This window comes from Aneurinibacillus migulanus, from assembly GCF_001274715.1.
GTDB lineage: Bacteria > Bacillota > Bacilli > Aneurinibacillales > Aneurinibacillaceae > Aneurinibacillus > Aneurinibacillus migulanus.
In genome coordinates, this window is the sequence record NZ_LGUG01000004.1 from 1,130,172 (window position 1) to 1,145,948 (window position 15,777).

The window sequence follows — 15,777 nt, forward strand, 5'->3', positions numbered from 1 at the left end:
CGTTACTCAATCTCAATCAGGTCTTCAATGCGGATATTCAGAGTTTTACAGATAAGTTCCAACGTCTCAAGGTACACTCTATCTACCTTCTCAGAACAGAGATGATTGATTGTACTTGCTCGAAGACCTGTCATACGTGCCAATTCACGTTGAGAGATTCCTTTTTGTTCCAATATCTGACGGAGTTTAATATAAACTGCCATGCGAACTCCTCCATAAAGAATAGGTGACGCTTAAGCGTGCTATTGTTTTCGCTTATTATAGCACTGCTGAATAAAGAAGTCATTGAATGTTACCCTTAAGCGGTATACAATAAAAATAATGATTCGGTTAAGCGTTACAATGATTGTAATTCCTGTAACGGCGGGGGTGTTGGCATGGCAAAAGTAGTTGGATATGTACGAGTATCCACCAAAGGACAGGTAAAGGATGGATACAGTTTAGCGTACCAAGTGGAAGAGATTGAGCGATACTGCAAGGAACATGCCCTTGAGTTGCTTCACATCTACAAGGATGAAGGAATCAGCGGCGCAAAGGTCGATGAAGATGGCCTGACAATAGACCGACAAGGATTGCAGGAACTATTGGCGAGTCTTCAAACGCAGGAAATCAAGCAGGTGATTGTGTTGAACCCCTCTCGCCTATGGCGGACAGACATGGTGAAAGTGCTGGTACAACGTGAGTTAAAGCGTCACAACGTAGACGTCAAAGCGATTGAACAGCCGAACTATAGTATTTACGTTCATGACCCGAATGATTTTCTCATCAACGGCATGATGGAACTGCTTGCCCAGTATCAGCGGCTAGAGATTGCCTTGAAACTGGGCAGAGGAAGACGAAAGAAAGCCCAACAGGGTGGCTATGCAGGGGGTGGGGTGGCATTCGGCTACCGAGCTACGAAAGGACAGAAGGTATTACAAATTGATGAAAGACAGGCGGAAGTGGTTCGCAGACTGTTTACCTTGCGGCGGCAGAACCCTACATGGTCGCTGTCTCAACTTGCTTCCCAGCTACATGAAGAAGGATACCGAACGAAACAAGGCAAGTGTTTTACGAAAGTACAAGTCAAGCGAATCATTGACCGTGAGAACTTATACAAAGGTATATACACATACGGTCACATCGCATCCAAAGGGGTACATCAACCCATTCTGTAACAAGTCATAGCTTTACAATATGAACACCATGGACTGGCTAGCGTCCCACTGCGGGTCTTCGGACTAACGCTTGAACTCAGGTTGCCGACATGTTGTTCATGAATACCCAAGAACAGGAGTGAAGTCTTGTGCATCATAAACTCACGCATTTGTACATTGGTGTTGATTTACATAAACATCAGCATACAGCCGTAGTCATCAACTGCTGGCATGAAAAGAAGGGGGAACTGACATTTGAAAACAAGCCGAGTGCGTTTCCCCAACTTGTAAAGCTGGTCAAGAAGTTGGCGAAGAAAGAAGAATTGACTCCTGTGTTTGGTTTGGAAGATGTGGGCGGGTACGGCAGAGCGTTAGCCATCTACTTGAAAGACAATGGATACATGGTAAAGGAAGTAAACTCCGCTTTATCGTATGCCCAACGAAAAAGCTACCCGACTACGCAGAAAAGCGACAGCTGGGATGCGGAATGTGTAGCACAGGTGTTACTCAATCAATTGGATACCTTGCCCGATGCGAACCCGCAGGATATTTACTGGACAATCGGACAACTGGTTTCCAGACGGAATGCGCTGGTAAAAAACCTGTCCGCTTGTAAGAATCAACTGCACATGCAACTCAACTATCAGTATCCCAGCTATAATAAGTTTTTCTCCGAGATAGACGGAAAAACTGCACTGGCGTTTTGGAGTCGCTTCCCCGCTCCGCATTGCTTGGCGGGGGTGACAGAAGAGAAACTAACGGAGATTCTTCTAAAAGCAAGTGCTAGAGCCTGTTCTACTCGAAAAGCGAGAGAGATTCTTGCGCTTGTGGAAGCAGATGGAGATACGAGACGAGAGTATCAGGAGTCACGGGATTTCATTATTCAGAGCATCGTGAGAGACATCAAGTTCAAAAAAGAGGAAATTGCAGAGGTTGAACAAGCCATCGGTAATGTCATGAAGTTACTCGAATACAAGTTGGAAACGATGGCGGGTATTAATCTTGTGACGGCTTCTGCATTGGTCGCAGAGATTGGCGACATTCGTAGGTTTTCGAGTCCTGATAAGCTAGCCCGATTCGCAGGGATTGCCCCTGTCAATTATAGTTCGGGCGGCAAAGGACGAAACCAGAAAAGCAGACAAGGAAACCGAGTGTTACACGGACTTTTTTACACACTAGCAGTTCAACAAGTCCAGACAGCAAAAGGAAGCAAGATGCCACGGAATCCGTTCTTCTATGAGTATTATCATAGGAAGCTGGCGGAAGGAAAAACGAAAGGTCAAGCGTTAATCTGTGTGATGCGTAGGCTTGTCAATATCATCTATGGGATGATGAAACACAAGACCGCATATGTCGCTCCTATAGTCGAGCAGCAGAAGGCAGGATGATAGAATAGAAGGTGGGGCTAGTTTACTAGAGTACCCACCTTTCCCTTACGAGGTTGTAGCTTTACAACTAAGGGGACGGGAAAACCTAAATGGTGGCATCCTGGATATGTAGATAACTTAACGGACTCACAAATTCTTCTTGGGGTTAAGCAATCACCAAAAGGATTGTCAACTCTTGGTAGCGCTACCCGTGATCAAGCATTAAGTGCTGGTAAGGCATGGGCTGGTAAAGGATCAGAAGCAATACTCGATAAAGCAACAGGTGAAATGATTGGTTATAAGAGTAAAGATGGAATGAGAGCTTTTAGATTGCAATTTAAACCCAAAGAAGGTATGTTTAGGGCTAACTTTCAAGAAAATATCATGATTAGGACGGAATCTAATTATTATGACTATTCAAAGACGTGGGCACCTAAGCAGATTAGAAATGTTCATATTGATATTCTAGATTAGGGGGAATTTAAATGCTTATGATTAAGGCTTTAACAAAGATGTACGAAGATTGGGGGGAAGGTGTCGACGACTTTTATATTACTTACAATGTGGATATCGGACCTGTGGAAATAAATGGTGCATCAGATACGTTCTCATTTGAATTAGTAAGTCCTACAAGGTTAGATAGGATGTTAGGCCAAGATAACATTATCATTGGGAGAGGTCATTTTATAGCGAGAGACTTCAATATAAAGTCCCTAGAAGCGACAATTAATCGTATTATTAAGAAATGTGAAGATGATGATATTGAAAGAGCTTACGAAAATCTTTCGAAGTATTTCCGGTGGGAGATGGATGTATAAGTAAGTGATGTTGGTAATTTCTAATAAAAAAGAATAATTTACAAACCTAATAACAAGATCATACAATACAGCCAACAAACCAAACACGCTTGATAAACTTAGAAGGCTTATTCCAACTTGAACGATGAGGGGGAATGAGCCTTTTTTGCATGCTAAAAATACGAAGGAAGAAAATTTGAAAATGGAAGCGGAAAAACCGCCCTAGCCGAGGGCGGCCTATTCTTTAACGTCTATTTTTTTATCCATCTATGGATACAAAGGGTGTTGAATGCTCCGAGAGGAAAAGATCACCACAACGAGACACAAACAAGGCCTTTCGTCTCCCTTCCCAAGCGCATGCCCCGGCCAGGCGAAAGAGGACCGCAACTGTCTCCTTCTTCGCGTCTGCCCAGATGTTTTACGGTCCCGCCTGGCTAGGGCAAAAAGCGGCCCTCTACGCTTCCGTGCGGGAGACGAACCGCCGCTCGTTTGAGGCACGGTGTGGTGGCTATCCATTCTGGATCGTGCTGGATAATCAACACCCTTGGAAAACTATATAACTTACCAAGTAAACTTTGAGTACTTGATTAAAATTAAAAATTTTTTGCTCACCTTGATTGGCTAGAACGCCTTTCAAGGTTTCTTTTTTAGGGAAGAGGCTACTCAGTTACGAATGAATTGATTTCCTCGCTACTAACAAACATAGCCCAAAGCATGATATTCTTTTGATATCCAACATAGTTACGGCGGTGAAAAAGAAGATTGTACAAGCGAAAAAGCTGATCAAGTCTACAGTGAAAGGAACAATTCAGTATGCTGGGGAACATGGTCTAAGGATAGGGTATTGATTTAAGTATGGTGTTCATCCTAAAACTGTAAAAAACGGATTGGGGAATTAATATGGGGAAATATGTTTCGATTAGAGGTTGGTTTGAATGTGAGGAAAATGATATAGGGAAGATAAAAGAAGTATGTAATTATTTTAGTGAAAACCATTCAGAAAACCAATTGACCCATGATAAACGTAAACTGTATCAATCAGGATGGAATTTCCCTGAAAAAGTCATTAATTGGACGGCATATGTCTTTTATGGGGCGGATATACGAGAGTATCATTCTGATTTTATTAAAAAGCAGGTAGTGGCAATAGCAAAAGTAAATCCGGAGATAACAGGATACTTTTTAATTGATGATCATGACGGTGAAAAGAAAGTATGCTGGCAAGTATTTGATGGAAATCTAGTTGAAACAGAGCAAGGGAAAATATTATTTAATCAGTGAGACCCACCCATTTGAGTTAACATCTTAGAAGCAGGACAAACTAAGAAAGCGGGGTATACAACCTTTCTTCTTATTATTGCAGTCGCTTATCTTTTGTTTGTTTAGGAACCTTGTCCTGGATAAAATTTTTTACTTCATGGAGCGATGGCGCGATTGTAACCTTCAGCAACAGCTCGTCGATATGTTCATCCTTCGTTAGTTTCTGTATATCTTCATGTAAAGCTTTTGCAGCGTCTCCAAACTTCGCCTGCAAAAGCACATGTACAGCTTCTCGTTTTCCCTCTTGTCTTCCCTCTTGCCTTCCTTCTTGTCTCCCCTCTTGTTTTCCTTCTCGTCTTCCTTTCTCATGCCAGGATGTTGTCAATTCCATAATTCGTCCCTCCTCATCAGGATCAAGCTTTTGTAACTCCATGAGCAAGTGTTGTTCTTCCTCTTCACTCAATTGTAAGTAGGTTTCAAAAAATCCGGTAAGCAATGTCATACGAGCCGGGTCTTGTTCTAACCGTACCAACATGCGGAGAAACTCTTTTTTGACTTCGACTCTTTCCTCGGGTGTGTATCCCATTTTGCTTAGTAGTGCAGCCGCTATCGGATTGTCCTGTTGAATATAGTCTCGCCAGTTTTTTCGCCTTAGTTCCACTTTTAAGAACTGGAATGTCATCACATTGAAGAAAGGGAAGGATATGTGGAGCGTATCAGGTTCTTCCTTAACTTTATCGTAGCTGAAGATGGCGATCGGCAAAATGCGCCTGCGATATTTTTCATATAGTCGACTAAAATAAATGAACATACGGTCGTGGAAGGAGGTTTGTTCATACGATTGAGGCTCCACATGAATGATGATGAGACTTTCTTCCCCTCTCAGGCGTGTTTCTACAAGAAGATCGACACGTCGTTTCTCTCCTTTTAGAATATCCGTAAACAGTTCTTCTGATAAAAAAGAGGTATGCTCAAAATCAATGGCTTCATAGGCGTCAGGAAAGAAGAGCGCCATAAACTCTTCAAAAAATGTCGAAAGGAGCTCCTTAAATAAACGGTCATGATCGGTACGGCTTTGACTATCCGGGAGATTTTCTTCCTTTGACATTGGGATTCCCCCATAGGTACAATTTTATTTTTCATTATATCATGCTTCCCGTAAAGTTGTATTCTGACTATAGATGAGTACAAGGTAATATCGCAGATAAATGCTTTACCTTGTGCATTTCTTTAGAAAAAACTAGCGTTATAATAAAAAGGAAGAAGTTTTGATAATTCGAAAAATGAGGGAGTGATTTCATTTGAGCATTTCAAAAGAGGGTTTCTCTGTTTATCCGGTTATAGTTCCCACAAAATATAGCTTACGATCCTTTAATTTTTATTTGCTAGAGGAAGCCGGTTCTCTATCATTAATCGATGCCGGTATAAACTCAGAAGAATGCTGGGAATATTTTATGCAGACAATGAATGAAAATGGATTTACTCTTCATGACTTGACCCGGATTATTATTACGCATAACCATGAGGATCACGTTGGCTTGATCAATCGCATTTCTTCGATAAAAGAAATCCCGCTCTATGCCCATCAAGAATCGATTCATCGCTTGAAAAGGGACAAAGGTTTTTTTTCATTACGAATAGAATTTTTTGACCAGCTTTATCGAGAAATGGGGTGTGGTGCTGCCGGAGAACAACAGGTTCAGAAGTTGAAGGATGCTGTACGGAAAAACGAGAAAAATCGAATCCAGACAGACATTATAACGTTTGCTGAGGCGGATAGAATAGCGGGATTACAGGTTATAGAAACACCCGGCCACTCTCCTGATCATGTGGTTTTGTTACATGAACAGAAAAAATGCCTTTTTGCTGGTGATCATCTTATTAGTCATATTTCTAGTAACGCGCTTGTCGAACCTGACCGGGATGGAGAACGAATATTGACGTTGGTCGAATATGTAGACTCGCTTAAAAAGTGCTTACAACTAGATGTCGAGATACTATACCCGGGGCATGGGGAGTTAATCAACAATCATAAAGAATTGATTACGAAGAGATTACATCGTATTGATGAAAAGGCAGAAAGGATTCTGCGTTTGATTCAAAGTGGAATTTCGACAGCAAATCAACTGGCCTATACGTATTACAAGGGGAAATATGAAAGCCAGTTCCCATTGGTCATGTCGGAAATTATCGGTCACTTGGATTATTTGGAGACACAACATAAAGTCCAAAAAGAGGTAAAAGATGGTGTATGGCACTATTACGCGTATGGTAAGCCGATAAAAAAGTACGAAGTAAGGTAAATATCGAAATTTGCTCCCATGGAACATTTACATGTAAGGAGAGTGCTTAAGATGAATAGTAATATCCAGGGAAAAATTATCGCAACATGCCAACAAGGTGATTTACAAGGAATTGTTGAAGAGGATGTTCTTGCGTTTTACAACATTCCTTATGGAGAAAATCGCGGTCGTTTTCAGCCTGTAGATAGGCCTTCATGCTGGCAGGGAATACGGGATGCTGCGAGACCTGGACCTGTCTTTCCACAGCTGCGTAGCAGGCTTGCTCCAGTGATTGGCACAACTCCTGAAGAAGCCAACCAGAGTGAGGATGCATTTCGTCTAAATATTTGGACAAGAGATACGAAAGGCAAATTACCAGTTTTGTTTTGGATTCATGGTGGTGGCTTTATGACTGGAGGAGGCGCCCTTCGCTGGTACCATGGCAACCAACTGGCTGCGTCAGGTCGAATTGTAGTCGTAACCGTAAACTATCGACTTGGCTCACTTGGGAATCTGTACTTGCCAGGCGTATCAGAGGGGAATCTTGCTTTGCGGGATCTGTTAGCTGCATTACATTGGGTTCAGGATAACATCGCTGCGTTTGGCGGAGATCCTAATTCCATCACGATTGCGGGACAATCTGCGGGCGCTTGGTATTCAACGGCACTTATGGCATGCAAGCAAGCACAAGGGTTGTTTAAACAGGTTTGCTTGTTAAGTTGTCCAGGAAGTATCCAACCTATGTCTAAGGAAGGAGCTCAGCACCTTGCGGAAAGACTCTGCGAAAAACTGGAGGTATCTTCCTCTGGAGAACAATTAGCGAGCCTGCAGATTGACCAATTATTAGCTGCTGAGTCTGAATTGGCAAAGGAAATTGCGCGTCCTTATGAAGTTTCTCTCTCTTTTATTCCAATTGCTGATGGAGTTCTGCTTCATGAGGACATAATGGCAGACGCAATTGCAGTTTCAGGTGGGAAGATTACACTTATGGTAGGAACTACGAAAGAAGAAACCACTGCTTTTTTGCATGCCAATCATGATACTATCTGCTCCCTACCAGAACCCTTAGTCCTTGAGCCTTTTAGAAAATTCTATGGGGAACATGCGAAAACAGCTTTTGACCACTACAAAACTCGTCGTTTACATGCGAACAATTATACACAGATCGTTGATATGACGTCTGATCAGATGTTTTCGTTTCCGACACACCAATTTGCTTCCAATATGAGTGCGGCAGGCTCTGATACTTTTGTATATTATTTTGTATACCCGTCTCGTAATTCTTGGCTCGTATCATGTCATTGTATGGAGCTACCATTCCTGTTTGGCAACTTTGAGAAATGGGAAAATGCTCCGATGCTTGAGGACGCGGATGATGATAATATTCGCCTTCTATCTAATAAGTTACAGCAAGCATTGTTAAATTTTGTTGTGCTGGGAGTACCGAACACTGAGGACTCTATACTATGGCCTAAATACAATGTTGAAAAACGAATGACCCTAGTGTTAGATGAGGAGAGCGAAGCGGTTAGTGACCCACTCGATATGCAATCCCATATCCATGAATTAATCTTCAATTAAAGCAGACAGGATTCGTTGGTAATGAAAGGATAAGTTCATTATTTTTTCCTACGTTAAGCATTCCTGTTTAGAAATAAAAAGCAGATTGGTAAAGCGCTTGGTCATTCTTGGGATGATACCCGGTACTCGGTTCAGGCGATGGAGCAAGGGATGAAAGAAGTTGAGGAAGGACGGCAAACTACGCTGGAAGCGGGGCAGGCGTTTGCGAAAATCGCGAGTTCCGCTCAACAGGTAGCTGAACAAATTCAGGAAGTATCAGCAGCAACAGAGGAGATGTCTGCCAGCTCCGAGCAAGTAACGGCGTCGATTATGGAGATAAGTCATACGGCACGCGAATCGGCAGATAGCACCCGGAAAGTGGCGGCAGCCACACAGGAGCAATTAGCATCCATGGAGCAAATAACCACAGCCGTTGAATCGTTAAACGATATGGCGCGTACGCTGGATGAAGTGGTGCGTAAGTTCAGATTATAAGGTCGTATGTTTCAAGAGTTTGAGGGAAGGGAGAAAGGTGTTGAATATGGGAAATTCGAAGAACGACAAAGAAGAGAAAGAGCAGGAAGAGATAGCAAAGGCTGCGGCTTTTGCAGCGTCTGCTGGAGTCGACGAAGAGACGGAACAGGTAATTGTTGTTACTACATCTGATTGGAATAGCCGTCAAGCCCGGCTTCAGGCTTTTGAGAGAGCGGGAGAAGAGTGGGTTCCGGCCCTGCCTCCAATGCCGGCGGTAGTAGGAAAGAACGGATATGTATTACCTGAGGATAAGAAAGAAGGGGACGCCAGGTCGCCTGCTGGAGCTTACCTTCTCGGAACCTCTTTCGGTACAGCCGCAAAACCTGCCGGGATGACAATGCCTTACCGGTTGGTTACACGCCAGGACTACTGGATTGATGATAAAACGTCACCCGATTACAATACGTGGGTCCATTACGAAGGCAATCCAAAAAAGAGATGGAAATCATTCGAGCGTCTGGCTATCCCGTTATATAAGTATGCACTGGTGATTCGCTATAATGAAGACCCGGTGATTCCAGGCAAAGGCAGTGCGATTTTTATGCATATTTGGCGTGGGCCGCAGAGCTACACGGCCGGTTGTGTGGCGCTGTCTGAAGCGAATATACTGGCTGTATTAAAATGGCTGGACCCAAAGAAAGTGCCCGCCATTGTGCAAGGACCGGAATGTTTTCTGGCTTCATCCGCAAAGTAAGTAAAGAGTGCAAAACGCGAGACGCTCAAGCAGCTTCTCGCGTTTTGTTTATCCTGTGGGTTTTTGTCGTACAAGAAAAATCATCAGTAGCGTGCCTGCTCCAAGATAACCAAATAGCGGGTAGAGATGGTGTACAAGCGTGGAGAAGCCGAATTGGCTAATCACGTAGCAAACCATCAGCAATCCGGCGATCAGCATTCTTGGCTCAGCCCGGAATTGGGGAAGCGTCTGCAACTGACGGGCTAGGCCGAAGACATTGCCGACAAGCGTAGTGAAAATCTCTGCTAGAATTACAAGACTGAATAGCCACTGCACAAGCGGTCCGAGCGGTACGACGACCATTGCCATCGGGACTTCGGCTTGCGCGATGTCAGGTCCATGAACGAGCAATGCATAATTGCTGAGTAGAAGTAGAATGCCGAGACCCATTCCTCCGATTATGCTTCCGCCGACTAATACACGCGGGTCTCGTATCGCGCTCCCAAGTGGTACAAGTACGGCTAATGCGAGTGAGAGATTGAACGCTACATACAAGAATGGAGCGAGCGCCCATCCGGAAACAGGAGAAGGTTCAGTAAGAGAAAAAGAAGCTGTACCATTCATCAAAAATGTGTGAATGCCAATAAGAATAGTAAAGCCAAGCATAAGCGGTACGACGAGCGTATTAACCGCCATAATAGCCTGCATGCCACGCGAAGTAATGAGATACACAAGCAGCGCGGTTCCGATGATACCAATCTGATAGAATCCACCTAGTTGCTGGGCGAATAAGGCGCCGCTTCCGGCTAGCATAACACCCGTCGTACAAAGCAGCGTGAACAGCGTAAACCCGTTAATCCAGAGACCTGCTTTCCTGCCGAACACATACCGGTTGAACTGATGATAGGAAGAAGCTCCGATGCGATGAGCGATGAGCATGATTTTGGCTCCGGCAAGAATGAATAAAAGAACGCTAACCATAATAATTGGCACGCTTTTGCTTCCGTAGCGGGTAACGAATTGGAAGATTTCCTGCCCGCTTGCGAAGCCGGCGCCGACAATAGTACCGATATACGTGAAGCCGACTTGCAGCATCGCCAGCCATTGAATGGATTGCAAATTCCGTTTCGAGACTCTCACCTCTTATTCGTTCATATTGTATTATCTTATATGTATGAGATTGTCCGGGCTGATAGACTGGCCTTACACAGAGAAAAAATCTCGTTACATTTATTGCACTTTGTTTTACAATAAAAAGAAATACGGCAGGCATTGTTCGATTTTGGGAGAAAGCAGGAGGACATATACGCATGATGAAATGGATAAAAGAATGGGTGCCCGTTATTCTGTTAGCGATTGTACTAAGTGTGACCATTCGTACATACATTGGGGAAGCGGTTGTCGTGCCGAGTGGTTCCATGCTGCCGACTATTCATATTAATGATCGTCTGGCAGTAGATAAAATGACCAGTGTGGAAGATTTGAAGCATGGCGATATTGTTGTATTCTATCCACCTCTGCCTGAAAAGAAAGGCGAGCGGTTTATTAAACGTTTAATTGGTATGGGCGGTGACACGATTGAAGTGAAGGATGGAGCGTTGTATCGGAACGGCGAAAAAGTGAACGAGCCGTATATTAAGGAGCCGATGAAATATGATTTCGGACCGATTACGGTTCCTGAAGGTAAATTCTTCTTCCTTGGCGACAATCGGAATGAAAGTTACGATTCACATCTATGGCCGGAGCCATTCGTAGATGAGAGTGCTATTGAAGGTAAAGCCCGTTTCCGATTCTATCCGTTCACGGATATGCAGTCCATGTAAAAAAAGCAGCTTCTTGGCGTGCCAAGAGAGCTGCTTTTTTTCTACATAAAATATATATTTTCCTGCGGTTGTATCGCTCGAAAAAACCACGAGGCGCGTGGCATGAAGGGCGAAAAAGGCCGAGCGGCCAAGCCCACGAGTTTTTCCAGATGGAAGTTTTTATTTTTTATCAGATGCTGCCTCCTTCGAAGGAACGGCAGTTGCCGGGTCGTACGGCTTGTCGGTGGGATCTAGCCCCACATGTTTTTCATAGGAATCATATATCGCCCGGGCGATTATACCAGCGGAAGGTCCGCCATATCCCCCCTCCGGTACGATGACGGCGACAGCCAGTTTAGGGTTATCTACCGGGGCGAACGAAACGAATACCCCATTATTAATTTCTTTATATTTGCGCCAGTTGACCTTTTTAGAGAAATCGACGGAATCTGGCACATAGATGTCTTGCTGTGAAGTACCGGTTTTAGCTGCAACACGGTACGGGAAACCGGCAAACGCGTTACGCGCTGTACCTGAACTGGCAACTCGGGCCATTCCCTGATGAACAATGTTCCAATATGAGTCAGATTCTTTTAGTACACTTAGCACTTCCGGCTTGAATGGACGGACAACGTTACCGTTGATGTCAACGATACGATCCACGAGCTGCGGCTTCATACGGACGCCTTTATTCGCTACAGTAGCCGTATATTGGGCCAGCTGCATGGCGGTGTACCGGCCCTGCTGGCCAAAGGAAGCCTGTACCATGGCGGCGACCGGTCCATATTTTTTATTCATGACGAGGAAGTCCTCACCGCCGGCAGACTCGTTCGGCAAGTCTACTCCCGTCTTTATTCCGAGACCGAATGCATGCATGTATTTCTGCATGATGGGAACAGCGTTCTTCTTATATTTCTTCGCTAGATTGTGGCCGACGAGTGCCATATACGTATTGGAGGACTTCTCGATGGCCGTCTGTGGCGTTAATGCTCCATAACTATGACCGCTGTCATTGCGAATGATATCCCCCGCACCACCGTATTGGTATGCCCCCCTATCGGAATAGTAGTAGGGTGCGGTCCCTTCCGATAATCCCATTAGAACGGTAGCTGGTTTAATGACCGAGCCTGCGGGAACGAGCGAAGCTGGATGCTTATACGTTTCAAGTTGTGCTGCTTTGCCAGTTTTTGGGCGTACGTCATACGGTGCACTGCGGATCGTGCCGTTCGTGAAGGAATACTGGTTAGCCTCATACGTTTCCTGATCAGGGTTAGATGTCCAGATGTTCGGATCGTACTCCGGATAGCTAACCATAGCAACAATCTTGCCTGTTTTTACTTCCATTGCGACCGCATAGGCCGTCTTTGCATAGGAAGCATTACGGCCGGTCGCGCGCAGCTTCGGTAGGAAGTTTTTGATAAAATCCCTCGTTTCCATCTGGACGCGCTGATCGATCGTCAGGTACAGGTTATGCCCGTTTTTAGGCGGAGTTTCCGCAATTTGTCCCAGGATGGCTTGCCTGGAGTTAATTTGATAAATCCGGTACCCGTTCTCTCCGCGCAATACTTCCTCATAGCTTCGTTCGATGCCATCGTAGCCCACCATTTGGTTGGGGAGGTATGAGTCTTTACGCTGACGGTAGAATTCGATATTTTGGTTATCTGCAACGTTAAACGGACGAACATACCCGATTGCTTGTACAGCTACATGCTTGGAGTCATATTTACGTATCGGCTTTGTTACGACAGATATCCCTTTTAATTCAGTGCGGTGTTCCGCCAAATAGGCGATTTCTTCCTTAGATAAATCATATTTTAAGTCCTTCTCAAGGAATTTCTGCGTTTGACGCGGGACCTGAGCGATTTCTCCATTCTTATAGTGATAGCCTACGTCCATTTTCTTGAGTAGGTCTTCCTTTGTTGTGCCTTTTAAAATCGTAGAAAGCCGGGTCGCTAGACTGACAAAGTCCGCTTTTTTCATACCGTTTTCTTCCTGGAATACAGCCACAAAAGACGCCCGGCTATAGACAATAAGATTTCCGTGCTTATCATAAATACTTCCCCGCAGTGCGGGAATCGGAACTTTTTTGTCGGACTTCGAAGAGGCTTCCTGTATGTATGTTTCTCCTTTAACAATTTGAACATAGGCCAGCCTGAAAATCACAACAGCAAATACAGAAAAGACCAGCACAAGGAGAAAATTTAAGCGCACAAAAATTTGTTTTCGTCGCTCGTTTTCTTTTTTTTCCATGTCGTACATCGTGGTTACATCACACCCTGAATTATATAATTTCTTTCTCTTTGTCTTATATGCTTACACCGGAAGCAAAAATAATAAAGATAAGTAGAATATAAATAATGTTGAAAATCCACCAGACAAGGGGAGATTGCTTGAAAAATGCATATTTATAAGGAAACCGATGTTTATGTGCCTCTTTATTAAAAGAGAGATATTTTAACAGTAGCATCCCTAAAACAATGAGGGAAAATTTAACGATATCGAGCAAGAGCATGATTTCCACCTGAAGTATAAATTTCCATGCATTGACTATTTTACATGAAATGGGGGTGTTTTGCTATCTTTCAATCTGATCAATCCCCTTGCCGGTGAAATGGACAAGGGGATTGGTATCTATATAAATTACACTTGATATTTTTACAGGGGAGCGTGGTTGGAGGAAGGAGATTCGGAAAAAAGAAGAGGATGGATGCGCCCTGCGATCCGGCAGAAGAAAGGTCAGCGTGTCTTTTTTCGACCGCTCCTACCCACCGCCCCTCCTTCTTACCTCCCACCCTAAAAATTTGTCGATGTATCAAATCAGATGTATATAGAAGGGAGCGAGGTGAGGCAACGTAAAATTTTTAAGCAAGATTGTTACGCCTTCTTATGTTTTGGGAATAATTTGAATAAGCATAGCAGGGCGGTGAAAAGTGAGATGGATAACGTGATAGACAAGGAAAAATTATTGCTAATTTATAATCCGATAGCTGGGCAGGAACTGATCAACCGAATGCTAAGTGACATTGTCATATCGCTGCAGGAGAGGTGGGATGTTACAATTAGACCCACGCTACGCCAGGAGCACGCCGAACAAATCGCATACGAAGAGAGCGGCGGATATAATGTCGTAGTAGCTGCCGGAGGAGACGGAACTATTCACGAAGTAGTGAATGGCTTGATGCGTCTGGACAGGCGGCCTGTGCTTGGTATTCTGCCCGCAGGTACGGCTAATGACATCGCCCGTACACTACAGATCCCGCTGGATTTGCTGGAAGCGTGCGAGTTTATGAAACAGGAGCTGCCGCAGGCCATTGATATTGGGAGATGCGGTACGCGGTATTTTGTAAACTTTCTTGGTGTAGGACTTATTTCTACAGTGTCGAGCGAAATAAAAAATGAAACAAAAACATATTTAAAGCATTTTACTTATTATTTGAAGTCGTTGCAGTATTTACAGGAGGACCATCTGTTCCGGACAATGATTAAGACAGAGACGGAAACGATTGAGAAGGAAGCAGTCATGGTTTATGTAGCTAAGGGAATGTCGCTGGCAGGCATCGAGTTATTTACAGAGAATAAAATGAACAGCGGGTACCTTGAAGTGATCGTAGTAGAGAACATCGGGCTTTCCGAAATTGTTAGCGTTATGTCGTCTTATCTACGACGTGAGCCGTTTCAGCATAAAGCGATTTCCCGCCATAAAGCATCCTCGTTAACGCTTGAATGCAACCCTGCGCAAATTATCGATACGGATGGGGAAGAGAACGGAAAAACACCAGTTGATATCAAGCTTTTAGTTGGAGCGCTCCATGTTATTGGAAGGATATAAGTATGCAGTGCAGGAATTTTCTAAATACTAAAGCATATGTTTCAATCCTCCTCCTTGTGGAAAGGAATACATGTCACCACATTAGAAAAATACGAAAAGGAGCGAGGGTACACGATGGATACAAAATGCAAAGTTCAAGAATACGAGAACACAGTACAGGCATATCAGGCGGTGAATAATCTGCAAAACGCAGGATATACGAGAGACAATATGTATCTGTTTGCTCATGATAAAGATATCTCAAAAGATTTAACGGACAGAACGGATACGCAAAACATGGGAGTTAGCGAGAAAGGCGTAATGGATACGGTAGCTAATATGTTCAAAAGCCGTGGGGACGAGCTGCGTAATGAGTTCAAAAACCTTGGCTTTACCCAGGCGGAAGCTGATCGGTATGAAGCTCGTCTCGATCAGGGAAAGGTATTGCTAGTAGTGAAGGATTACCGTGATGACCTGGAGCGTTATCTATAAGGAAAAGTTTTAGGGATATGGATTTTGACAAAGAAAAAAGTGGTAAGCCTTACTCATAGGGCTTAC

The 15,777-nt window shown here is 44.0% G+C and carries 18 protein-coding genes; 13 read left to right on the forward strand and 5 right to left on the reverse strand.

What is annotated here, in order from left to right; translation table 11 throughout:
- Positions 1–2 precede the first annotated feature (2 nt).
- The gene (locus tag AF333_RS07315) at positions 3–203 is read right to left on the reverse strand and encodes a helix-turn-helix domain-containing protein (RefSeq protein ID WP_043065508.1); all 201 of its coding nucleotides are present in this window, start codon (positions 201–203) and stop codon (positions 3–5) included.
- A 174-nt stretch (positions 204–377) separates the two neighbouring features.
- Between AF333_RS07315 and AF333_RS07320 the strand changes: the two genes are divergently transcribed.
- From AF333_RS07320 to AF333_RS07340, 6 genes are all read left to right on the forward strand, one after another.
- Positions 378–1,157, forward strand: coding sequence for a recombinase family protein (locus AF333_RS07320; protein WP_043065509.1), 780 nt, complete (start codon positions 378–380; stop codon positions 1,155–1,157).
- A gap of 128 nt (positions 1,158–1,285) precedes the next feature.
- Positions 1,286–2,524 carry an IS110 family RNA-guided transposase gene (locus AF333_RS07325; RefSeq protein ID WP_043065510.1) on the forward strand — a complete coding sequence of 413 codons (1,239 nt, stop codon included), beginning with the start codon at positions 1,286–1,288 and terminating at the stop codon, positions 2,522–2,524.
- A 165-nt stretch (positions 2,525–2,689) separates the two neighbouring features.
- A complete protein-coding gene (locus AF333_RS07330; protein WP_043065511.1) occupies positions 2,690–2,977 on the forward strand; it encodes a hypothetical protein in 288 nt (95 codons plus the stop codon).
- An 11-nt stretch (positions 2,978–2,988) separates the two neighbouring features.
- Positions 2,989–3,321: an Imm8 family immunity protein gene (locus AF333_RS07335; protein ID WP_043065512.1), complete on the forward strand. Its 333-nt coding sequence runs from the start codon at positions 2,989–2,991 to the stop codon at positions 3,319–3,321.
- 248 nt (positions 3,322–3,569) lie between these two features.
- Positions 3,570–3,860 (forward strand): hypothetical protein, encoded by a 291-nt coding sequence (locus AF333_RS34850; RefSeq protein WP_235496204.1) that lies wholly within the window; start codon positions 3,570–3,572, stop codon positions 3,858–3,860.
- A gap of 340 nt (positions 3,861–4,200) precedes the next feature.
- Positions 4,201–4,581 (forward strand): hypothetical protein, encoded by a 381-nt coding sequence (locus tag AF333_RS07340; RefSeq protein ID WP_043065513.1) that lies wholly within the window; start codon positions 4,201–4,203, stop codon positions 4,579–4,581.
- A 73-nt stretch (positions 4,582–4,654) separates the two neighbouring features.
- Here AF333_RS07340 and AF333_RS07345 read toward each other — a convergent pair whose 3' ends face one another.
- Positions 4,655–5,668, reverse strand: a complete 1,014-nt coding sequence (locus AF333_RS07345; protein ID WP_043065514.1) for an RpnC/YadD family protein — start codon at positions 5,666–5,668, stop codon at positions 4,655–4,657.
- 193 nt (positions 5,669–5,861) lie between these two features.
- Here AF333_RS07345 and AF333_RS07350 point away from each other — a divergent pair, with 193 nt between their 5' ends.
- The 4 genes from AF333_RS07350 (at position 5,862) to AF333_RS07365 (ending at position 9,630) form a co-directional block, all read left to right on the forward strand.
- The gene (locus tag AF333_RS07350; RefSeq protein WP_043065515.1) at positions 5,862–6,863 is read left to right on the forward strand and encodes an MBL fold metallo-hydrolase; all 1,002 of its coding nucleotides are present in this window, start codon (positions 5,862–5,864) and stop codon (positions 6,861–6,863) included.
- Between the two features lie 51 nt (positions 6,864–6,914).
- Positions 6,915–8,423 carry a carboxylesterase family protein gene (locus AF333_RS07355; RefSeq protein ID WP_052811992.1) on the forward strand — a complete coding sequence of 503 codons (1,509 nt, stop codon included), beginning with the start codon at positions 6,915–6,917 and terminating at the stop codon, positions 8,421–8,423.
- A gap of 84 nt (positions 8,424–8,507) precedes the next feature.
- Complete coding sequence (locus tag AF333_RS07360) at positions 8,508–8,897, forward strand: methyl-accepting chemotaxis protein (protein ID WP_255322191.1); 390 nt, start codon at positions 8,508–8,510, stop codon at positions 8,895–8,897.
- Between the two features lie 46 nt (positions 8,898–8,943).
- On the forward strand, positions 8,944–9,630 hold the full coding sequence (locus tag AF333_RS07365) for a L,D-transpeptidase family protein (RefSeq protein WP_080787689.1): 687 nt from the start codon (positions 8,944–8,946) through the stop codon (positions 9,628–9,630).
- A 48-nt stretch (positions 9,631–9,678) separates the two neighbouring features.
- Here AF333_RS07365 and AF333_RS07370 read toward each other — a convergent pair whose 3' ends face one another.
- The gene (locus AF333_RS07370) at positions 9,679–10,749 is read right to left on the reverse strand and encodes a YkvI family membrane protein (RefSeq protein ID WP_139188899.1); all 1,071 of its coding nucleotides are present in this window, start codon (positions 10,747–10,749) and stop codon (positions 9,679–9,681) included.
- A gap of 170 nt (positions 10,750–10,919) precedes the next feature.
- On the opposite strand from AF333_RS07370, the gene lepB reads away from it, so the two are divergent.
- Positions 10,920–11,432 carry a signal peptidase I gene (lepB, locus tag AF333_RS07375; protein WP_043065517.1) on the forward strand — a complete coding sequence of 171 codons (513 nt, stop codon included), beginning with the start codon at positions 10,920–10,922 and terminating at the stop codon, positions 11,430–11,432.
- A 159-nt stretch (positions 11,433–11,591) separates the two neighbouring features.
- On the opposite strand, the gene AF333_RS07380 is transcribed toward lepB, so the two are convergent.
- Together AF333_RS07380 and AF333_RS34855 are read right to left on the reverse strand one after the other, a co-directional pair.
- Positions 11,592–13,661: a peptidoglycan D,D-transpeptidase FtsI family protein gene (locus tag AF333_RS07380; protein WP_043065646.1), complete on the reverse strand. Its 2,070-nt coding sequence runs from the start codon at positions 13,659–13,661 to the stop codon at positions 11,592–11,594.
- Positions 13,662–14,002: 341 nt separating this feature from the next.
- Complete coding sequence (locus AF333_RS34855) at positions 14,003–14,227, reverse strand: hypothetical protein (RefSeq protein WP_235496206.1); 225 nt, start codon at positions 14,225–14,227, stop codon at positions 14,003–14,005.
- Between the two features lie 26 nt (positions 14,228–14,253).
- Here AF333_RS34855 and AF333_RS07390 point away from each other — a divergent pair, with 26 nt between their 5' ends.
- Positions 14,254–15,240 carry a diacylglycerol/lipid kinase family protein gene (locus tag AF333_RS07390; RefSeq protein WP_043065519.1) on the forward strand — a complete coding sequence of 329 codons (987 nt, stop codon included), beginning with the start codon at positions 14,254–14,256 and terminating at the stop codon, positions 15,238–15,240.
- A 114-nt stretch (positions 15,241–15,354) separates the two neighbouring features.
- The gene (locus AF333_RS07395; protein WP_043065520.1) at positions 15,355–15,711 is read left to right on the forward strand and encodes a general stress protein; all 357 of its coding nucleotides are present in this window, start codon (positions 15,355–15,357) and stop codon (positions 15,709–15,711) included.
- Positions 15,712–15,777 lie beyond the last annotated feature (66 nt).

Bases quoted from the DNA above. Each gene is read 5' to 3' on its own strand.
- AF333_RS07315 (WP_043065508.1), bottom strand. From the start codon at position 203: ATGGCAGTTTATATTAAACTCCGTCAGATATTGGAACAAAAAGGAATC.
- AF333_RS07320 (WP_043065509.1), top strand. From the start codon at position 378: ATGGCAAAAGTAGTTGGATATGTACGAGTATCCACCAAAGGACAGGTA.
- AF333_RS07335 (WP_043065512.1), top strand. From the start codon at position 2,989: ATGCTTATGATTAAGGCTTTAACAAAGATGTACGAAGATTGGGGGGAA.
- AF333_RS34850 (WP_235496204.1), top strand. From the start codon at position 3,570: ATGGATACAAAGGGTGTTGAATGCTCCGAGAGGAAAAGATCACCACAA.
- AF333_RS07340 (WP_043065513.1), top strand. From the start codon at position 4,201: ATGGGGAAATATGTTTCGATTAGAGGTTGGTTTGAATGTGAGGAAAAT.
- AF333_RS07345 (WP_043065514.1), bottom strand. From the start codon at position 5,668: ATGTCAAAGGAAGAAAATCTCCCGGATAGTCAAAGCCGTACCGATCAT.
- AF333_RS07355 (WP_052811992.1), top strand. From the start codon at position 6,915: ATGAATAGTAATATCCAGGGAAAAATTATCGCAACATGCCAACAAGGT.
- AF333_RS07365 (WP_080787689.1), top strand. From the start codon at position 8,944: ATGGGAAATTCGAAGAACGACAAAGAAGAGAAAGAGCAGGAAGAGATA.
- lepB (WP_043065517.1), top strand. From the start codon at position 10,920: ATGATGAAATGGATAAAAGAATGGGTGCCCGTTATTCTGTTAGCGATT.
- AF333_RS07380 (WP_043065646.1), bottom strand. From the start codon at position 13,661: ATGGAAAAAAAAGAAAACGAGCGACGAAAACAAATTTTTGTGCGCTTA.
- AF333_RS07395 (WP_043065520.1), top strand. From the start codon at position 15,355: ATGGATACAAAATGCAAAGTTCAAGAATACGAGAACACAGTACAGGCA.